The sequence below is a fragment of the Vibrio sp. 397 genome, assembly GCF_033339395.1.
Taxonomy (GTDB): domain Bacteria; phylum Pseudomonadota; class Gammaproteobacteria; order Enterobacterales; family Vibrionaceae; genus Vibrio; species Vibrio alginolyticus.
Window position 1 is genome coordinate 1 of sequence record NZ_JAWOUN010000007.1, and the last position, 20,444, is coordinate 20,444.

19 protein-coding genes, 1 tRNA gene and 1 other annotated feature are annotated in these 20,444 nt (G+C 45.0%); of the genes, 12 read left to right on the plus strand and 8 right to left on the minus strand.

Annotated elements, in window-relative coordinates; genetic code table 11:
* Positions 1–2 precede the first annotated feature (2 nt).
* The 4 genes from R7P36_RS12620 to uvrY all read right to left on the minus strand — a co-directional run bounded on the left by R7P36_RS12620 (position 3) and on the right by uvrY (position 3,622).
* Positions 3–76 (minus strand) — tRNA-Cys (locus R7P36_RS12620).
* Positions 77–539: 463 nt separating this feature from the next.
* Positions 540–1,097, minus strand: a complete 558-nt coding sequence (gene pgsA, locus R7P36_RS12625) for a CDP-diacylglycerol--glycerol-3-phosphate 3-phosphatidyltransferase (protein ID WP_005394805.1) — start codon at positions 1,095–1,097, stop codon at positions 540–542.
* Between the two features lie 46 nt (positions 1,098–1,143).
* Positions 1,144–2,976, minus strand: coding sequence for an excinuclease ABC subunit UvrC (gene uvrC, locus R7P36_RS12630; protein WP_203345909.1), 1,833 nt, complete (start codon positions 2,974–2,976; stop codon positions 1,144–1,146).
* A gap of 1 nt (position 2,977) precedes the next feature.
* Positions 2,978–3,622: a UvrY/SirA/GacA family response regulator transcription factor gene (uvrY, locus tag R7P36_RS12635; protein ID WP_005386783.1), complete on the minus strand. Its 645-nt coding sequence runs from the start codon at positions 3,620–3,622 to the stop codon at positions 2,978–2,980.
* A gap of 427 nt (positions 3,623–4,049) precedes the next feature.
* Here uvrY and R7P36_RS12640 point away from each other — a divergent pair, with 427 nt between their 5' ends.
* Complete coding sequence (locus R7P36_RS12640; RefSeq protein ID WP_318122174.1) at positions 4,050–6,413, plus strand: DNA polymerase II; 2,364 nt, start codon at positions 4,050–4,052, stop codon at positions 6,411–6,413.
* On the opposite strand, the gene R7P36_RS12645 is transcribed toward R7P36_RS12640, so the two are convergent.
* Complete coding sequence (locus tag R7P36_RS12645) at positions 6,410–7,177, minus strand: hypothetical protein (RefSeq protein WP_064368598.1); 768 nt, start codon at positions 7,175–7,177, stop codon at positions 6,410–6,412. The genes R7P36_RS12640 and R7P36_RS12645 overlap by 4 nt on opposite strands.
* Before the next feature lie 194 nt (positions 7,178–7,371).
* On the opposite strand from R7P36_RS12645, the gene yeiP reads away from it, so the two are divergent.
* Complete coding sequence (yeiP, locus tag R7P36_RS12650; protein ID WP_005376801.1) at positions 7,372–7,938, plus strand: elongation factor P-like protein YeiP; 567 nt, start codon at positions 7,372–7,374, stop codon at positions 7,936–7,938.
* Positions 7,939–7,940: 2 nt separating this feature from the next.
* Positions 7,941–8,261 (plus strand): HI1450 family dsDNA-mimic protein, encoded by a 321-nt coding sequence (locus R7P36_RS12655; protein WP_005376800.1) that lies wholly within the window; start codon positions 7,941–7,943, stop codon positions 8,259–8,261.
* Between the two features lie 187 nt (positions 8,262–8,448).
* Here the strand turns inward: R7P36_RS12655 and rluB are convergent, their stop codons facing one another.
* A complete protein-coding gene (gene rluB / locus R7P36_RS12660; protein WP_005376798.1) occupies positions 8,449–9,387 on the minus strand; it encodes a 23S rRNA pseudouridine(2605) synthase RluB in 939 nt (312 codons plus the stop codon).
* Positions 9,388–9,952: 565 nt separating this feature from the next.
* Between rluB and R7P36_RS12665 the strand changes: the two genes are divergently transcribed.
* Entirely contained in the window at positions 9,953–10,663 is a 711-nt protein-coding gene (locus R7P36_RS12665; protein WP_005376796.1) for a calcium-binding protein, read from the plus strand.
* A 93-nt stretch (positions 10,664–10,756) separates the two neighbouring features.
* Here R7P36_RS12665 and R7P36_RS12670 read toward each other — a convergent pair whose 3' ends face one another.
* Both R7P36_RS12670 and rnm read right to left on the minus strand, forming a co-directional pair.
* Positions 10,757–11,377, minus strand: coding sequence for an L-threonylcarbamoyladenylate synthase (locus tag R7P36_RS12670; RefSeq protein ID WP_005376791.1), 621 nt, complete (start codon positions 11,375–11,377; stop codon positions 10,757–10,759).
* Between the two features lie 59 nt (positions 11,378–11,436).
* Positions 11,437–12,294 carry an RNase RNM gene (gene rnm, locus R7P36_RS12675; RefSeq protein WP_053306583.1) on the minus strand — a complete coding sequence of 286 codons (858 nt, stop codon included), beginning with the start codon at positions 12,292–12,294 and terminating at the stop codon, positions 11,437–11,439.
* 95 nt (positions 12,295–12,389) lie between these two features.
* Between rnm and R7P36_RS12680 the strand changes: the two genes are divergently transcribed.
* The 8 genes from R7P36_RS12680 (at position 12,390) to R7P36_RS12715 (ending at position 20,336) form a co-directional block, all read left to right on the plus strand.
* The gene (locus R7P36_RS12680; RefSeq protein ID WP_005376787.1) at positions 12,390–12,515 is read left to right on the plus strand and encodes a trp operon leader peptide; all 126 of its coding nucleotides are present in this window, start codon (positions 12,390–12,392) and stop codon (positions 12,513–12,515) included.
* Positions 12,462–12,565: a sequence feature (Trp leader region), on the plus strand. It overlaps the preceding gene by 54 nt.
* Positions 12,566–12,691: 126 nt before the next feature.
* Positions 12,692–14,257 carry an anthranilate synthase component 1 gene (locus R7P36_RS12685; RefSeq protein WP_213899821.1) on the plus strand — a complete coding sequence of 522 codons (1,566 nt, stop codon included), beginning with the start codon at positions 12,692–12,694 and terminating at the stop codon, positions 14,255–14,257.
* Positions 14,258–14,273: 16 nt separating this feature from the next.
* Complete coding sequence (locus R7P36_RS12690) at positions 14,274–14,882, plus strand: aminodeoxychorismate/anthranilate synthase component II (protein ID WP_054577683.1); 609 nt, start codon at positions 14,274–14,276, stop codon at positions 14,880–14,882.
* Positions 14,883–14,919: 37 nt separating this feature from the next.
* Complete coding sequence (gene trpD, locus R7P36_RS12695; protein WP_017635721.1) at positions 14,920–15,930, plus strand: anthranilate phosphoribosyltransferase; 1,011 nt, start codon at positions 14,920–14,922, stop codon at positions 15,928–15,930.
* Positions 15,931–15,943: 13 nt separating this feature from the next.
* On the plus strand, positions 15,944–17,383 hold the full coding sequence (trpCF, locus tag R7P36_RS12700) for a bifunctional indole-3-glycerol-phosphate synthase TrpC/phosphoribosylanthranilate isomerase TrpF (RefSeq protein ID WP_213899822.1): 1,440 nt from the start codon (positions 15,944–15,946) through the stop codon (positions 17,381–17,383).
* A gap of 64 nt (positions 17,384–17,447) precedes the next feature.
* Positions 17,448–18,638, plus strand: coding sequence for a tryptophan synthase subunit beta (trpB, locus tag R7P36_RS12705; protein WP_005445041.1), 1,191 nt, complete (start codon positions 17,448–17,450; stop codon positions 18,636–18,638).
* Positions 18,638–19,444, plus strand: coding sequence for a tryptophan synthase subunit alpha (gene trpA, locus R7P36_RS12710; RefSeq protein WP_047103302.1), 807 nt, complete (start codon positions 18,638–18,640; stop codon positions 19,442–19,444). The genes trpB and trpA overlap by 1 nt, the downstream gene beginning before the upstream one ends.
* Positions 19,445–19,640: 196 nt before the next feature.
* Positions 19,641–20,336, plus strand: coding sequence for a Crp/Fnr family transcriptional regulator (locus R7P36_RS12715; RefSeq protein WP_005376777.1), 696 nt, complete (start codon positions 19,641–19,643; stop codon positions 20,334–20,336).
* Positions 20,337–20,444 lie beyond the last annotated feature (108 nt).

Below are 20,444 nucleotides of genomic sequence, written 5' to 3' on the forward strand. Positions count from 1 at the left end.
AATGGAGGCGCCTCCCGGAGTCGAACCGAGGTCCACGGATTTGCAATCCGCTGCATAGCCACTCTGCCAAGGCGCCTCATTTGTGAATAAAGCTAAGCTTTTTCACCACCCTTTCGAGCCTTGCTCTCTTGGGTACGGGATGCATTCTACGGATTCGAGCGATCGAGTCAACACTATTTTTATTTTTTTAAATCGTTTGACTAGAATTTGTGCGAAAGACGATGGATTGCTTAGTTTTAATACTAAAAATCGCTTAAATACACTTGTTTATCATAAAACTTTGGCTACGCCTTACACTGCTGGCCGTGCGTTGCGTGCATTGAAGTATTAATAATCAGAAGACTCGCCTCTCTAAGACTCTCCAAGGACAAAAACAAGACTTAGATCACAAATAGAACTCTATCGAAGCAAAAGCCCCAGATACAAATTGCAAACATGGCCGTTAGCAAGCATTGAAAAGCGAGAGAAGCCAAAAAATGCTGTAGATTGTCTTAGATACAAAAAAGCAGGCTATTAAGCCTGCTTTCTAACATCAGAATTTAATGGTGCTCTTCATTCAACAGATCGTCTTTCGCAGCAGCCAAATATTGAATCATTGACCAATATGTCAAGAAAGTTGCCACATACAAGGCCGCAAAGCCTAGCCAAACCATCCATTCATCGTAACGCCATATCAACACCCATAAGGCGAACATTTGCGAAACAGTTTTTACTTTGCCAACCCAAGATACCGCAACACTTGCTCGCTTACCGATTTCAGCCATCCATTCTCGCAATGCTGAGATAATGATTTCTCGCGCAATCATCGTTACCGCAGGAATGGTCACCCAAATTGAATGATAATGTTCCGTGATTAGAATCAATGCCGTTGCCACTAGCACTTTATCAGCGACAGGATCAATAAACGCGCCAAAACGAGAAGTTTGGCCAAGTTTACGGGCCAACATGCCGTCAAGCCAGTCAGTAAAACCCGCTACCCAAAACACCATTGCTGCTGCAAACGGTGCCCATGAATAAGGTAGATAAAAGACAACCACAAAAACAGGGATTAGGAACAGTCTAAGAAGAGACAGAATGTTCGGGATATTCAAACGCATTTTATTATTCTCTTACACATTGCGGCTTAATGTTGCGCGATTTTCCTTATTGTTTCAATGCTTGGAAAATAATTTCTGCTAAAGAGTGACTTATTCCCGGTACTTTGGCGATTTCTTCGACACTTGCACGTTTAAGTTCTTGTAACCCACCCATGTACTTGAGTAACGCCTGACGTCGTTTAGGGCCGATTCCCTCAATCCCTTCGAGTGCACTCGTACGTCTGGTTTTACCTCGCTTAGCACGGTGCCCCGCTATAGCATGGTTATGGCTTTCATCACGAATATGTTGGATAAGATGCAGCGCAGGAGCATCGCTTGGTAAATGAAACTCGTCCCCATCGACTGTAATCAGCGTTTCTAAACCTGGTTTGCGAGTAACGCCTTTTGCAATACCAATCATGATAGGACGCTTTGGCCAATCCCCCCAGTACTGCGAAATGATGTCATGCGCACGATTTAACTGACCTTTACCGCCATCGATAAAGATGATGTCGGGAATTTTCTCTACGTCCAATTGCTTCGAATAACGACGCTCCAACGCTTGTCCCATTGCTGCGTAATCATCACCACCGGTAATCCCAGTAATGTTGTAGCGACGATACTCTTGCTTTACGGGGCCTTCGTTGTTGAACACCACACATGACGCAATCGTACTTTCCCCCATCGTATGGGAGATATCAAAACATTCCATTCGAGCTATAGACTCCAACTTCAATGTTTCGCGAAGCGCATGAAAACGCTGATTAATCGTCATCTTGTGATTGATTTTGGTGGTAATCGCCGTTAGTGCATTCGTGTTCGAAAGCTTGAGATACCTTGCTCGAGAGCCAGTTGGCGACGTATGAAAATGAACCTTACGGCCTGCCACTTCACTTAACGCTTTCTGTATTGGCGCAATATCTTCTGCCAACTCTTGATTCAAAATAATACGAGAAGGAATTGTACGTGCTTCGTTATGGCTCAAATAGTATTGAGTCAGAAAACTATCGAACACTTCCTGCTGGCTTGTATTTTGTGGGATTTTCGGAAAATGGCTACGGCTACCAAGCACTTTGCCTTGGCGTATCATCAGGATATGGATACACGCGATACCATTCTCCTGAGCAAACCCGAGTACATCCATATCATCCATGCTGTCTTCTGAGACGTACTGCTGCTCTTGAACACGCCTAATCGCTTGGATTTGATCGCGAAATTTAGCGGCATCTTCAAAGCGCAATTGCTGACTGGCATCTTCCATTTTCTCAATCAACTGTTTGAGTACTTGCTGATCTTTGCCTTGCAAAAACATGCGCACAAAGCCAACCAACTCTGCATATTCTTCATCAGAAATGATGGTATTAACGCATGGTCCTGCACAACGACCAATTTGGTACATCAAACATGGGCGCGTTCGGTTGGAATAGACAGTGTCTTCACACTGGCGCACAGGAAATATCTTTTGCAGCAAATGCAATGTTTCTCTTACTGCACCAGAATCTGGGTAGGGGCCAAAATATTCACCTTTGCGCTTCTTGGCGCCACGGTGGATAGAAAGCCGTGGGTGCTTATGACCGCTAATAAAGATATAAGGGTAAGACTTATCATCTCGCAGCAACACATTGTATTTCGGTAAATACTGCTTGATGTAGTTATGCTCTAAGATCAGCGCTTCTGTCTCAGTATGAGTCACCGTGACGTCTATTTTGGCGATATTACTGACAAGCGCGCGAGTTTTCTCACTGTCTACTTTTTTTCGAAAGTAGCTTGAAAGGCGCTTTTTAAGGTCTTTGGCTTTACCTACGTAGATTACAACAGCTTCGGCGTTGTACATTCTGTAAACGCCGGGCTGATGAGTTACTGTCTTGAGAAAGGAAGCCGAATCGAAAGGAGGATTCACGCTAAAGGGTCTCGGTGTCCAGCATTCCGTGGCGAATCGCTAAGTGAGTTAACTCAACGTCACCATTAATGTCCAATTTACTAAAGAGTCGGTAGCGATAGCTGTTGACTGTCTTTGGACTTAAATTAAGTTGCTCAGAAATATCCGTTACCTTTTGGCCTTTGGTGATCATAAGCATGATCTGCAATTCACGTTCGGATAAGTCTTTAAAAGGGTTCTCAGAGGCTGGAGAAAATTGACTCAATGCCATCTGCTGCGCAATCTCTGGCGAGATGTAACGCTGCCCACTATTAACTACACGAATCGCATTCACCATTTCGTCAGGGCCAGCACCTTTGGTTAAATAACCAGACGCACCTGCCTGCATCACCTTGGTTGGAAACGGGTTTTCTGTATGAACGGTAAGTACGATGATTTTCACATCAGGATTCACGCGAAGAATTTTTTTAGTGGCTTCCAAGCCGCCAATTCCTGGCATGTTCATGTCCATTAAAACGACGTCAGCATGATTACTGCGACACCATTTTACTGCATCTTCACCGCTGTCAGCTTCTCCTGCTACGTTCATTCCACGGACGTCTTCAATAATACGTCGTATCCCTGTGCGAACCAGCTCGTGATCATCTACAAGGAAAACATTTATCAAACTTGTATCTCCACACTTTGTATTGGTTCTGCACCCACATAACCATTATTTGTTAAATGTGGATATCAGTATGACTGCCTATATACTAACGTAATCGACAAAAAATTGCTTTCTATGAATATGTGCTGAAACGCAAACTTTAGCAAGAACTTATTCATAAACCACTCTATTATTTTAGAGCGTGATGAGCAGAACCGAAATCTAAGAAAAGACAATTAACAACATTAAGTACAATAAATCAAGTAACTAGGTTTCATATTGCCCAGAGAAACACGCTATAACTTAAAATGACACTGTCCCTCTTGCACCAAAGACTAACTTGTAATCACTAATTCCAGCAAAAATTTGAGACGCTTTCTTTACTGGTTATTTTTACAGTTCTTAGTGTTAAACTAACGTTCTTCAAGTTTTCTAAGGTTTCTCACATTTGAATATTCAACAAGGCTTCCTGCTAACTCGACAGGCACGAGACATCAAAGGTCAAACTCAAATCGAGCTGTGGCTTTCGACAGAAGCAGGTCCTACTCAGTTACTTATTAATGGTGAGAAGCCAGTATTTTTCATCGCTCAGAAACACTCAGAGCAAGCAAAGACACTCGCACGAGAAAAAAATGTATTCGTCGACATCCGCTTTTTGGATCTCAAAACGTTTGAACATACGCCTCTTGCTGCCTGCTATACCAATGTAACCAGAGACGCTCTCGCACTCAAAGACACATTCGCTCAAAAAGATATCACTACGTATGAAAGTGATATTCGCCTCGCCGATCGCTACCTAATGGAGCGTTTTATCAAAGGAAGTATCGAGTTTACAGGCAATGTGACTCGCACCAATGGCTACCAACGCGTTCAGAGCGCAAAATGCCGTGCGGGGCAATATGAGCCGAAGTTAAACGTTGTCTCGTTAGATCTAGAATGCTCTGAGAAAGGCACTCTTTACTCAATCGGATTAGACAGCGTCATGGATTCCCGCGTTATCATGATCGGAGAACCAGAACCTTCGGAGACACCGATACAATGGGTTAAGGATGAAAAAGCACTTCTAGAAGCACTCATCGTTTGGTTTAAACAATTCGACCCCGATGTCATTGTCGGTTGGAACGTCATTGATTTTGACTTTCGTCTGCTACACAAACGAGCAGAATGGCACAACATGAAGCTAATGCTTGGTAGAGCAGACCAAGCCAGCTTTTTCAGAAGTTCATCTCAAAGCCAACAAGGGTTTATTTCCATTCCAGGGCGAGTTGTAATGGACGGTATCGATACGTTAAAAACGGCGACTTATCACTTTCGGTCTTGGTCATTAGAGTCTGTATCTCAAGAACTCTTAGGGGAAGGGAAAGAAATCCACAACGTTCATGACCGCATGGATGAGATCAATCGTATGTACCGCTCCGACAAACCATCGCTGGCTAAATATAATTTACAAGACTGCGTGTTAGTGAATAAGATTTTCAATCACACTCACCTGCTAGACTTTGCAATAGAGCGCTCTCGTCTCACTGGTGTCGAACTGGATCGTGTCGGCGGTTCGGTTGCAGCATTCACAAACCTATACATGCCTCAGATACACCGAGCAGGCTACGTTGCCCCAAACCTACACCCTGAAAATTGGATTGCGAGCCCCGGCGGTTACGTGATGGACTCCATCCCTAACCTATATGATTCTGTTTTAGTATTGGATTTTAAGAGTCTATATCCATCGATTATTCGCTCTTTCTTGATTGATCCTATGGGTTTAGTTGAGGGGTTATTGCTCGATATTGGAAAAGAAGAAAATCAGGCTGTACCTGGCTTTCGCGGTGGGCAGTTCCATCGTACGAAACACTTTTTACCAGAAATGATTGAAAAGCTTTGGGCAGCACGTGATGTTGCAAAGAAGAACAATGAAAAAGCTTTTTCTCAGGCAATCAAAATCATCATGAACTCCTTTTATGGCGTACTGGGCTCATCGGGATGTCGTTTCTTTGATACTCGGTTAGCTTCTAGTATTACCATGCGCGGACATGAAATCATGAAGCAAACTAAGGTGCTGATCGAGGAGCAAGGATATCAAGTGATTTACGGCGATACGGATTCCACATTCGTGTCGTTGAATCGACCATACAGTCAAGTAGAAGCTGACGCTGTTGGAAATCAATTAGTTGATTACATCAACTCTTGGTGGCAAGAACACCTGCGTTCTGAGTACAACCTAACATCTATGTTGGAAATCGAGTATGAAACCCATTATCGCAGATTCCTTATGCCAACGATTCGTGGCGCAGAAACTGGCTCGAAAAAGCGCTATGCGGGTTTAATCGGTGAAGGAAAGCAAGAACGGATTGTATTTAAAGGGTTAGAAAGTGCCCGTACTGACTGGACCTCGTTAGCACAGAAATTTCAAAATACACTCTATAGCATGATTTTCCATGGTGAAGATCCAAGCGACTATGTCCGAGAGATGGTTGAGAAAACTAACAACGGTGAATTTGATGAACAGTTGGTGTATCAAAAGCGACTGCGAAGAAAACTGCATGAGTATCAGAAGAACGTCCCGCCACAAGTGCGTGCAGCTCGTTTAGCCGATGAGATAAATGCCAAGCTTGGCCGCCCATTACAGTATCAAAACAAAGGGCGAATTGAATACATTATTACCGTGAACGGCCCTGAACCTTATGAGTACCTCAATAGCCCGATTGATTATCAACATTACATTGATAAACAACTCAAACCCGTTGCGGATGCGATTCTCCCTTTCATTGGGACGGACTTTGACAGGCTTTCAGCGCCACAAATGGGGTTGTTTTAGCCGATACGAAACTCTGTTTTCTGGTACTGTTTGACTAACCAATCACCAAACGCATCAATTAGCCCGATAACAGAACGCTTGGGAATACCCCGGCCAGAAAGTAAAATTTCTAGCCGCTCGATCTCAAGCTGCTTTTCAGGATGATAAGTTAAGAATACCTTGCCACATTGTATAGGGTCATCAAACCAACGTTTATCTCGATACATCACCAAAGAGTATGACGCTCTTAGTAACTTTTTAGCAATCACGCGCTGGGCGGCCACCTGCTCTTCTATCGTCTTCGCTTGTACGATTTTTTTGCGATACACCGTAATCCAATCTTCCACATCCATATTCCAGTGCTTAGCAATTTCCCAACTTGGGACGTAATCACCAAAACAGTCTGCTAGATCATCACCATAAACACAGACACAGCAATGCTTAAGCATAAAGCCCCAAGTGAAAATACTGTCTAAATTAGCCACTTCATTCACTAAGGCTGTACGGACCGATACACCATTAACGTGAGGGTAACTCTGCTGCGCACGCCACTTAATTGTGTTGAGCAAAGTCGCGCGATTGTGCTCAAAGGATGATTGAGTAACGACAACCAGGTCTAAGTTCGACTTCCCAACGATCGCTGTTTTACGAGCAACACTACCGTATACATAAACGCTGTGTAAGTTTTGCCCCAATCCACCTTTGAGACAAGCGGTGACTTCCCTAATTAAAGGCGCAAACTCTGGTTGAAATGGTTGTTTAGGATCGATAAGAGGCAGAGACATGACTTAAAACGTGTTCTCAGATGGTTCAAGAAGTTGGGCTATATGTTCTCTTAGCCGACTCACCGAATCAAGTCCATTCAGGTGTTTAGTCATGGGAGTAACAACAAATTTCTGCAATGAATTTTAATGCTAGGCGGCTAACTTAGCGCTATAATCACCGAGTTTTGCTTAATAAGTATGAATAGGAATATACAATGCCAAAGGCAAGTGAAATCAAAAAAGGCTTCGCAATCGAGTCTAATGGTAAAACTCTTCTAGTTAAAGACATCGAAGTAACGACTCCTGGCGGTCGTGGCGGCGCTAAAATCTACAAAATGCGTTGTACAGATCTAAACACGGGCGCACGTGTAGATGAGCGTTACAAGTCTGATGACGTTGTTGAAACGGTAGAAATGAACAAACGTGCAGTTGTGTACTCATACGCTGACGGCGATGAGCACATCTTCATGGATAACGAAGACTACTCACAATACACATTCAAGCACAATGAAGTTGAAGACGACATGCTGTTCATCAACGAAGATACACAAGGTATCCACATTATCCTTGTTAACGGTGCTGCAGTGGGTATTGAACTACCATCTTCTGTTGAGCTAGTGATTGAAGAAACTGACCCTTCAATCAAAGGTGCTTCTGCATCTGCTCGCACTAAGCCAGCGCGCTTCGCTTCAGGTCTTGTCATCCAGGTTCCTGAGTACATTGCAACTGGTGACCGTGTTATCATTAACACAGCTGAACGTAAATACATGAGCCGAGCATAAGCATGTCTGATTTGATTTCTTACGACGACGTCATCGACGCAGCGTACGACATTTTCCTTGAGATGGCTCCGGATAACCTAGAGCCTGCTGACGTGATTCTGTTTACTGCGCAATTTGAAGATCGTGGTGCCGCAGAACTTGTTGAAACCGGTGATGACTGGGTTGAACATGTTGGCTTCGAGATCGACAAAGAAGTATATGCAGAGGTTCGTATCGGCCTAGTAAATGAGGAAAATGACGTTCTTGATGACGTATTTGCTCGTATGCTAATCAGCCGAGACCCTGAACATAAGTTCTGCCATATGCTTTGGAAACGCGATTAACGTTTCTTCATCATGAACAAAAATACCAGCCTAGTGCTGGTATTTTTTTATCTGTTGTTTTTGTTTAGCTGAGATATTTGTTTATCCAAAGCACCCTGCTCTATATCGGCTTTAGATCCTTTTGTTATGTAACAGATAAGAAAAAGGCTTGCCGAATTGGCAAGCCTTTCTGATGTTTTGCTATCGATTAACGATGCTTGTTGCGTGCGCCTTGGTCACCAGCAGTCTTCTTCGGCTTACGACGAGAAGGGTTGTTGCTGCGACCTTTTGGCGTGTTAACACGCTCTTCATGGCGCTTAACTGCGCGACGAATTTTTTGGCTGCGTGCACGCTCACGTTTGCGTGACGTGTTGTCTTTGTTCAGATCAAGCATGGTTTCTTTCTCTGGACGAAGCTCTACAAGCTCACGCAAGTAGTTTACTTCTTTCAGGTCAAGCTCCATCCAACCGCCACGAGGCAGTTTCTTGTCTAAGAAGATGTCGCCGTAACGAACACGTTTCAGACGGCTAACGGTACACTCTTGCGATTCCCATAGTCGACGAACTTCGCGGTTACGACCTTCGTTGATAACAACGTAAAACGTGTGGTTCATGCCTTCACCACCCGCGTAAACAACATCTTCAAAGCGAGCTAAACCGTCTTCCAGTTCAACACCTTTTACTAGATTACGAACTTTCTGTTCAGTTACTTCACCGAACACACGTACTAGGTATTCACGTTCAACTTGGCGGCTTGGGTGCATTAAGCGGTTCGCCAGTTCACCATCCGTTGTGAAAAGTAGAAGACCAGAAGTGTTCGCATCCAGACGACCAACTGAAATCCAACGAGAGCCACGAATTTTTGGCAGACGATCAAAAACAGTACGACGACCTTCTGGATCGTGACGAGTACACAGTTCACCCTCAGGTTTGTAGTACGCAAGTACACGACAAATCACTTCTTCTTGAATCTTTGCAGAGACAATGTGACCATCGATACGAACTACGCTGCTCTCGTCTTCAAGTCTTTCACCAAGCTTAGCGACTACACCGTTCACGCTAACGCGACCAGATTTAATTAACGATTCAATCTCACGACGAGAACCGTGACCAGCACGTGCTAATACTTTTTGTAACTTTTCGCTCATTTATCTACCTATGTGTCGTCTTCACAGACGTCTAGACCAGGATTGGTCTGCATTTTGCTATTTACCCATTTCAGTGGGATTTTTCGGTCGGACATTATACGTAACTTTCTTAGTTAATGTAAGCTAAATCGGCGCCATTCTCCACACCAAAATTCACATCAAAAATGACCGAAATATTTGTCCTATTCTGCAACTTTTTTACTACTTAATGCAGGCATTGCTCAACGAGAATCCCACTAATATCGGTCTTCCTGAACCACTTTAACCACGCGGTACCTGATAAAATTGTCAGGGTTACAACAATAACCACTTGGGGTGTGTTTACTGTTCGTATTGCTAGAAAGCAACGAAAAATAAGCCGTCCCTGTTTGCTGCTAAGTAATACCAATCACCGTAGACAATGAGCGCTCATAGCAAAACAAGGTCGTGGGTAACAAGACAAAAATTGTCTTTAAGTCATTAGTTCACATCAAAAATAACACTAATGCTATCGTGTACTCTGACTCACTAGGTTCGCTCTGCACTCTCGGCGATTGGCATAAATCAGACAAAAAGGAATAGGACAATGTCTATGCTAAATCTCGACCTAAATTGGATTTTTGGGACATCTCAAGATGACGATATGACAGGCACAAAAGGCTCTGAAACAACCGATATTTTCTTCGGCTTCTGTGGTGATGATAAGTTTGTAGGATACGGAGGTAATGATATTGTCTTCGGTGGCTGGGGAGACGATACCTTGCTTGGTGGCCGAGGTAACGACTTTGTTTCTGGCGGTTTTGGAAACGATTTCCTATCCGGAGGATTAGGAAACGACAAACTCTTTGGTGGCTGTGGCGACGACACAATTTTTGATTATTCAGGCAACAACTACTTGAGTGGTGGCTGGGGTAACGACACGCTCGTTGTTGGTGATGGTGAATCGGTACTGAGCGGTGGCTGTGGAGACGACACCTTCGTGCTTACAAACCGCCTGGCTATTGGTGTACCTGATCAGCCAGTGTCTTCCAACGATATTGATGTTAAAGCCGACATTGTCGATTTTAATATTTTCCATGACAAACTTGTCTTTGATATGGGCCGAGACACTGATAACGATGGCATTCGAGATACGTTCTTGGATTCAGCGGATGATCTGACCTTATCTTACAATGAATGTGGCTGGGCAGTATTCTCAAGTGATGAATACAATGTTGAAGTGACACTAAACGGTGTGAGCTCTGCATACATCAACTATGCAGAACAAAATGGTATCGACATTTTCGATTTCGCTTAACCTCAATCAGTTAAGTTCAATGAGATATTCGATATGACAACTAAAATAGGAGGCGCGATGCCTCCTATTTTGTTTGACGGTGGTGTGCGTCTACTATTCGAATGGTGCAGGGTCACCTGATCCCAAACGAACTACAACAGGTTCACCTTCGCTAAAGTCAATTACAGTCGTAGGTTGTTCACCTAGGTAACCGCCATTAAGAATCACATCAACCGCATGTTCTAGTTTATCTCGAATATCCTCTGGATCAGATTCTGTTACGTCACTGCCAGGTAGAATCAACGACGTAGACATCATCGGCTCACCTAATGCTTCCAACAAGTCCAAGGCAATTTGATTGTCTGGAACACGGATACCGATGGTCTTACGTTTTGCATTCATCAAACGACGCGGCACCTCTTTTGTGCCTTTGAAGATGAAGGTGTAAGGACCTGGTGTGTTATTTTTCAGCAGTCGGAATGCAGAGTTATCCACTCGCGCATAGAGAGAAAGCTCCGACAAATCACGACACAGTAAAGTAAAGTTATGCTTATCATCCAGACGACGAATCTGACAGATTCGTTCCAGCGCCTGTTTGTTCTCCAACTGACAGCCAAGTGCGTACCCTGAATCAGTAGGGTAAACCACAACGCCGCCGTTACGAATGATTGCTACTGCTTGATTAATCAAGCGAGCCTGTGGGTTTTCTGGGTGAACGTAAAAAAACTGGCTCATTGTAATTCCTCATTATCGAGCCTCTCGGCTCTATATTTTTATGGGTTCTCGACTTCGTATTACTGAGTGTTATTCAACGAAGGATCTATTCCCCAATCTTTCCAAACTGGTTCGACGCCAGCAGGCAACCATAGGTTCCTTCCTAGCTCCATCCACGGTGATGGGTAGTGAAAATCACTGCCTTGAGAGGCTAATAGTTTGTATTGTATAGCATAATCAGCCAAGTTGCGCCTTTCTTGTTGCGCTTGCTGTGGCTGTGCAACTTCCATCGCATCACCACCCGCTTCGACAAACGCTGCTAGAAGACGCTTAATCCACTTCGCTGTCAACTTATATCTACCAGGATGCGCTAATACCGCCATTCCACCAGCCGCATGGATAGCATCAACCGCATCCTTCATCGAACACCAATTCGGTGGTACATAACCTGGGTTATTACGCGTTAGGTATTTTTTAAACACCATTTGCATGGTTTTTGCGTAACCATTATCTACCAACCATTTCGCGAAATGCGCTCTTGTCACTGGGGCATCACCGGCGATTTTCCTTACCTCTTCAAGCACACCTACTCGAGTTGCTTTTTGTAGTCGCTCTGCAATTAACTCAGATCGTGTTATGCGATGCTGCTTCTGCTGTTCTATAAGGGCAGATAATTGTTCATTTTCCGGATCGATATTCAGGCCGACAATATGAATGTCTTTGTTTTGCCAGACGGTCGATATCTCAATGCCATTGATGATTTTTATCGGCAAATTATTATCTTGAACGTATTGCTTAGCTAACGCCAAACCGTCAACCGTATCGTGATCAGTGATCGCCAAAACCTCGATATCAAAACTCAGCGCCCTTTCCACTAAATCTTTAGGTTCTAACCGACCGTCCGATGCAGTGGTGTGACTATGTAAATCAATTCTCATATTTTTATCGTTTTAATGCCGTTTTGGGGTTGACTTTTTACTCTCGCACTAGTTAACTAGTACACAAATACAAAGTATGTAATTTAAGGTTCACCATGTTACAAGAATTTAACCAAAACCAAAAAGCGAAAGTTGCGGTTTGTCTTAATAAGGCAAACTCATCAGATCTTGCTTGGTGGCGCACTTGGACTAGTTCTTGGTGGGCAAACGTATACTTCTAGTTTATAGAACCAAACGTTGTAAAGCCCGCTACTTAAGCGGGCTTTTTTGTTTTGTTGCTCATTTCACATTCAACTGCCTAAACATTAATCGAATATAGCCAACTCTAGATTGGGAGAACGTTTGCTTTATGCGACTATGTACGGCAGGAAGATTTAAACAGCTACAAGGAGGTCTTGTGAACAAGGCCATTGAAATTAAGAAACTTGGACAGCTTGAAGTGCTAACGGCTTCCGTCCCTTATACTCAAGACCCGACTCGCTTGTTCCACACACTATGTGAGAACAAAACTGACAGCCTATTGCTGGAATCTGCTGAGATCGATTCAAAGCAAAATTTAAAATCCCTGCTGATCGTAGATTCAGCGGTTCGCATTGTTTGCTTCGGCCATACCGTTAGCATGCACGCCTTGACCAATAACGGTAAAAACCTACTGTCTCACCTAAACCAGAACATCCGTGGTGACGTTGAGAGCAAGTTCGATGGCGAAACGCTAACTTTGCAGTTTAACCAGCCATGCGACACGTTAGATGAAGACTCTCGCCTACGTGAAGCCTCTTCTTTCGATGCGCTGCGTTTGGTTCAGCATAGTTTTGATATTTCACAGCAAGACAAACACGCAATTTTCCTTGGTGGTCTGTTTGCCTACGACTTAGTCGCAAACTTTGAGCCGCTTGGTAATGCCGAAGCAACAAATCAGTGTCCAGATTACGTTTTCTACGTCGCGGAAACACTACTTGTTGTCGACCATCAAACGGAATCTTGCCAGCTTCAAGCGACTTTGTTTGTTGATGGTTCAGAGAAAACAACGTTAGAGACTCGTATTGCAGAAATTAGCGTCCAGTGTGCAGCGCCAAAACTGTTGCCGAGTGCAGAGCAAATAACAGATGTAACGGTAGAACCTAGCGTGTCTGATGCAGACTTCTGCCAAACCGTTCGCGACTTAAAAGAGTTCGTAGTGAAAGGCGATGTATTCCAAGTTGTACCGTCTCGTAGATTCACTCTACCTTGCCCTTCTCCACTCGCGGCTTACAAAGAACTGAAACAAAGTAACCCAAGCCCTTACATGTTTTACATGCAAGATGAGCTGTTCACTCTGTTTGGCGCATCACCAGAAAGCGCGCTTAAGTATGAAACCGATACCAACCAAATTGAAATCTACCCAATCGCAGGCACTCGTCGCCGCGGTAAGCGCCCTAACGGCGAGATTGATTTCGACCTAGATAGCCGCATCGAACTTGAACTGCGTACCGACATGAAAGAAAACGCAGAACACATGATGTTGGTTGACTTAGCACGTAACGACGTCGCTCGTATTGCTCAAGCTGGCACTCGCCACGTAGCAGACCTTCTAAAAGTCGACCGTTACAGCCACGTAATGCACTTGGTATCTCGTGTAGTTGGTCAACTGCGTGAAGACCTAGACGCGCTACACGCATACCAAGCTTGTATGAACATGGGCACGCTAACTGGTGCACCTAAGATTCGTGCAATGCAGTTGATTCGCGATGTAGAAGGCGCACGACGCGGTAGCTACGGCGGTGCTGTGGGTTACCTTACCGGCGAAGGAACATTAGATACTTGTATCGTGATCCGCTCAGCGTACGTTGAGAACGGCATTGCTCAAGTTCAAGCTGGTGCAGGCGTAGTGTTCGACTCTGATCCGCAAGCGGAAGCAGACGAAACGCGCGGCAAAGCACAAGCGGTAATCTCTGCTATCCAAGCAGCGCATAAGTCACAATAAGGAATAGGGTTCAGAGATGGCTAATATCATTTTTATCGACAACTTTGACTCGTTCACCTACAACCTTGTGGATCAATTCCGCTCGCTAGGTCACTCAGTCAAGATTTACCGAAACAACATTCCAGCAGAAACCATTGAACAAGCGATAAACGAGCTTGAAAACCCGGTGGTTCTGCTGTCACCAGGTCCTGGTGCACCGTCAGAGGCAGGCTCAATGCCAGAGCTTATCCAACGTATGAAAGGCAAAGTACCGATGATCGGCATTTGTCTTGGTCATCAAGCAATTGTTGAAGCGTACGGCGGTACTGTTGCTGGCGCGGGCGAAATCATTCACGGTAAGGTCTCTATGATGGAGCACCAAAACCATGCGATTTACCAAAACCTACCATCACCACTTGCAATTGCACGTTACCACTCGCTGGTTGCGACCAAGGTTCCTGAGAGCCTAACCATCACAGCAGAAGTGGATGACTTGGTCATGTCTGTTGTACATGAAGAAGATAAAGTTTGCGGGTTCCAATTCCACCCGGAATCTATTATGACGACCTACGGAGCAACACTGTTGGCCAATGCCATTGAATGGGCACTTGAAGAACAAACTTCAGCGAACCCACTCACTGCTTAAAAAGCACTTGGCACATAAGAAATTTAGGAGAGGAAATATGGAAGCAATCATCAACCCTATTATTACCAAACTGTACGAGCAAGAATCGCTTACTCAGGAAGAGAGCCAACAGCTATTCGACATCATTATCCGTGGTGAACTAGATCCAATTTTGATGGCGTCAGCGCTGACTGCACTAAAAATCAAAGGCGAAACGCCAGACGAAATTGCAGGCGCGGCAAAAGCACTGCTGGCAAACGCAAACCCATTCCCTCGTCCAGATTATGATTTCGCGGATATCGTAGGTACTGGCGGCGACGGTCACAACACCATCAACATTTCAACCACTGCGGCGTTTGTTGCTGCAGCATGTGGTCTAAAAGTAGCGAAACACGGTAACCGCAGCGTTTCAAGCAAATCGGGGTCTTCTGACCTTCTTGATTCATTTGGTATCAACCTAGCTATGAGCGCAGAAGATACGCGCAAAGCGGTAGACGATATCGGTGTTGCTTTCCTATTTGCACCTCAATACCACGGTGGTGTGCGCCATGCGATGCCAGTGCGTCAAACCATGAAAACACGCACCATCTTTAACATTCTTGGCCCACTGATTAACCCTGCTCGTCCTAACATCGAATTGATGGGCGTTTACAGTGAAGAACTGGTTCGTCCTATCGCAGAAACCATGCTACAAATGGGTATGAAGCGCGCCGCTGTAGTACACGGCAGTGGTTTGGACGAAGTAGCAATTCACGGTGAAACAACCGTTGCCGAAATCAAAGACGGTAAGATCACAGAATACAAATTAACGCCTGCAGACTTCGGTCTAGAAGCGCACCCACTAGAAGCAATCAAAGGTGGCGATCCTGAAGAAAACAAAGCGATCATTACCAATATTCTGACGGGTAAAGGGACAGACGCACAATTGGGCGCAGTGGCAGTAAACGTTGCTCTGCTAATGCGTCTATTCGGCCACGAAGATTTAAAAGCCAACACGCAACAAGCGATTGAGGCAATGAATTCAGGCAAGGCGTACCAATTGGTACAACAACTTGCCGCACACGCTTAAGGAATTGAAGAAGATGACTGACTTCAACACTCAGCAAGCTGACAACCTGTCTGAACACGTTTCTAAGAAAGAAGCAGAAATGGCAGAAGTACTGGCGAAAATTGTCCGCGACAAATATCAGTGGGTAGCAGACCGTAAGATGTCTCAACCGCTAAGCACATTTCAGTCTGATTTGCTTCCATCGGACCGCAGCTTCTACGATGCTCTGAGTGGCGAAAAGACGACCTTCATCACCGAATGTAAGAAGGCATCTCCTTCTAAAGGTTTGATTCGTGATCACTTCGACTTGGATTACATTGCATCGGTTTACAACAACCATGCTGATGCGATTTCAGTCCTAACAGACGAGAAGTACTTCCAAGGTAACTTTGACTTTCTTCCTCAAGTGCGTGGTCAAGTCAAACAACCGGTTCTGTGCAAAGACTTCATGGTAGATACCTACCAAGTTTACCTAGCGCGTCATTACAGTGCTGATGCCGTGCTACTGATGCTTTCTGTCCTGAATGACGAAGAGTACAAAGCGCTAGAGGAAGCAGCGCACAGCCTGAACATGGGTATCTTGACCGAAGTCAGCAACGAAGAAGAGCTTCATCGTGCAGTTAAGCTAGGCGCACGCGTTATCGGCATTAATAACCGTAACCTTCGCGACCTAAGTACTGATTTGAATCGTACTAAAGAACTGGCACCGACAATTCGCGAACTGGCTCCTAACGCAACAGTAATCTCAGAATCTGGCATTTATACGCATCAACAAGTTCGTGATTTAGCGGAATACGCAGACGGCTTCTTGATTGGTAGTTCACTGATGGCAGAAGACAACCTAGAACTTGCTGTACGTAAAGTGACGTTAGGCGAAAACAAAGTGTGTGGCTTAACGCATCCAGATGACGCAGCAAAAGCGTATCAATCTGGCGCAGTATTTGGTGGCCTGATTTTTGTCGAGAAGTCGAAGCGTGCGGTTGACCTTGAAGGTGCTCGCTTAACCATGAGCGGTGCTCCACTGAACTACGTGGGCGTTTTCCAAAATCACGATATCGATTTTGTTGCTTCTGTCGTCACCTCTTTGGGTTTAAAAGCGGTGCAACTGCACGGTCAAGAAGACCAAGCTTACGTAAACCAACTCAAAGCCGAACTGCCAGCAACGGTAGAAATTTGGAAAGCTTACGGCGTGACTGATGCCAAGCCAGAACTGCTAGCAGACAACATTGATCGCCATTTATTAGATGCGCAAGTTGGCACTCAAACTGGCGGAACCGGTCAAGTGTTCGACTGGTCACTGATCGGCGACCCAAGTCAAATTATGCTAGCGGGCGGACTGTCGCCAGAAAATGCTCAACAAGCAGCGACACTAGGTTGCTTGGGATTAGATTTAAACTCTGGTGTAGAAAGCGCACCAGGCAAAAAAGATTCACAGAAGTTGCTCGCGGCATTCACTGCTATTCGCAACTACTAAAGCTGGATATCAGCTAAAAAATTTAAAGCTATTCGTAGCGAAAAATACGAGAAGGAATATAACGATGGCAAAACTGAATGCCTACTTTGGCGAATACGGCGGTCAGTACGTTCCGCAAATTCTAGTTCCAGCACTGGAGCAACTAGAGCAAGCGTTTATCGACGCGCAAGAAGATCCAGAATTCCGCAGCGAATTCATGACGCTTCTCCAAGAGTATGCGGGCCGTCCAACGGCTTTGACTCTAACTCGTAACCTAACCAAAGGTACGAAAACCAAACTGTACCTAAAACGTGAAGACCTACTTCACGGTGGCGCGCACAAGACCAACCAAGTGTTAGGTCAAGCGCTACTTGCAAAACGCATGGGTAAAAACGAAATCATCGCAGAAACAGGCGCAGGCCAACACGGTGTAGCAACTGCACTAGCGTGTGCGCTGCTTGGCCTTAAGTGTCGCGTTTACATGGGTGCAAAAGACGTTGAGCGTCAAAGCCCGAACGTATTCCGTATGAAGCTAATGGGCGCAGAAGTTATTCCTGTCCACTCGGGTTCAGCAACGCTTAAAGACGCATGTAACGAAGCGCTACGCGACTGGTCTGCAACTTATGAAGACGCGCACTACCTACTAGGTACAGCGGCAGGTCCTCACCCGTTCCCAACCATCGTGCGTGACTTCCAACGCATGATTGGTGAAGAAACGAAGAATCAGATTTTGGCACGTGAAGGCCGTCTTCCTGATGCGGTTATCGCATGTGTGGGCGGTGGTTCAAACGCTATCGGCATGTTTGCTGACTTCATCGAAGAAGAAAGCGTTCGCCTAATTGGTGTTGAGCCAGCAGGTAAAGGTATCGATACTGACCAGCACGGTGCACCACTTAAGCATGGTAAAACAGGCATCTTCTTCGGTATGAAAGCGCCATTGATGCAAGATCCAAACGGCCAAGTTGAAGAGTCTTACTCAGTATCTGCTGGTCTTGATTTCCCTTCAGTTGGTCCACAACACGCCCACCTAAACGCAATCGGCCGTGCTGAATACGACAACGTAACAGATGATGAGGCGCTAGAAGCATTCCAAGAGATTGCGCGTCACGAAGGTATCATCCCTGCTCTAGAATCTTCTCACGCACTGGCTCATGCACTGCGTATGGCTCGTGAGAACCCAGAAAAAGAGCAATTGTTGGTTGTTAACCTATCTGGTCGTGGTGATAAAGATATCTTCACTGTGCATGCCATCCTAGAAGAAAAAGGAGCAATCTAATGAGCCGTTATGAAAAGATGTTTGAGCGCCTAAACGAAAAGAACCAAGGCGCGTTTGTACCGTTCGTAACGGTTTGCGATCCAAACGCAGAGCAGTCTTACAAAATCATGGAAACACTGGTTGAGTCTGGCGCAGATGCCCTTGAACTTGGTATTCCATTTTCAGATCCGCTAGCCGATGGCCCAACCATCCAAGGCGCTAACATTCGCGCGTTAGATTCAGGTGCAACACCAGATATCTGCTTCGAGCAAATCGGTAAGATCCGAGCTAAGTACCCAGAGTTGCCTATTGGCCTTCTGATGTACGCGAACCTTGTTTACTCTCGTGGTATCGAGAACTTCTATGAGCGTTGTGCAAAAGCAGGCATCGATTCTGTTTTGATTGCAGACGTACCAACTAATGAAAGTGCTGAATTTGTTGCTGCTGCAGAAAAGTTTGGTATTCACCCAATCTTCATCGCACCACCAACGGCAAGTGATGAAACACTGAAGCAAGTATCAGAGTTGGGTGGCGGATACACTTACCTACTCTCTCGTGCAGGTGTTACTGGCGCAGAAACCAAAGCAAACATGCCTGTGGGTCATATGCTCGATAGACTGAACCAGTTTGATGCGCCACCAGCGCTACTTGGTTTTGGCATCTCTGAGCCTGCACAGGTGAAACAAGCACTAGAATCTGGTGCCGCTGGTGCAATTTCTGGTTCAGCCGTGGTAAAAATCATTGAAGCGAACGTTGATCAGCCACAAATTATGCTCGACAAGCTAGGTGAATTCGTTTCTGCAATGAAAGCTGCCACTCAAAAATAATTTCAGTTTGATATGACACAACAACGCCCGCTTAACATTATGTTTAGTGGGCGTTTTCTTACTATCGCGTTTATACCACGTCATTTTTTGTTCAACGCCCGCACTTTCCAAATCTATCTCAAGCAGAGCACTCAAAGAGTGTTAAGCTTGGGTGACTTAACTCACTCAATAAAGCAATGTGCAGTAAGGTTGCTACATGGAAGAAGTCAAAACACTGCTAGCCAAATGTCCTGTACTATCAGGGCTGCCAGATAAAGGGCTTAGTGAAGCAGCGCAAATGACTAAGGTTCGCTGCTTCGACGAAAAAGCACTGATTTGCAATAAAGGTGCGCTTCAATCTTCTCTTATGGTCATAGCTCAAGGTGCAGTGAGAGTGAACTCAATTAGTTCAAAAGGCAAAGAAGTCACACTGATGATTTTCGAAGCTGGTGGCTGGTTTGGAGACAATGTTTTTTCTCCCGGCATGCCTCGTATTTTTGGTGCGACCGCGCATTCTGACGTGACTGTAATGGAGCTTCCTGGAGATAAATTTCGCCAATTACTCGCCAAATACCCTCAAAGTTACCCCACTATACTCGACTTACTTAGCCGCCGCTTGTGGTCTGCTATTTCTGTTATCGAAGATGACGCGATTAGAGGAATTGAAGAACGAGTCGCCAAAAGGTTGCTGCTACTTGCTGAATACCAACTTAATCAAGCGATCGATACTCGACCATGCGTTGTCAGGGTAACAAGAGAACATATCGCTAACATGATGGGGCTAACTCGTCAAAGCGTACACAAGATACTAAAACGATTAGAAAGTATCGGGATGCTAGAGCTAAACTATGGCTCAGTAACCATTACCAATCCGAAACGCTTAGAAGAATACTTTAAAGAACTCGAGCAATAGATCCATTCAACAAACGGTAAGTATTGTCTAACGATATCTAAAAAACTTATGCATCTAATTGGTCAAGAGCACAACACCATTTGCACTTAGGCAAGTGGCGCTGTGACA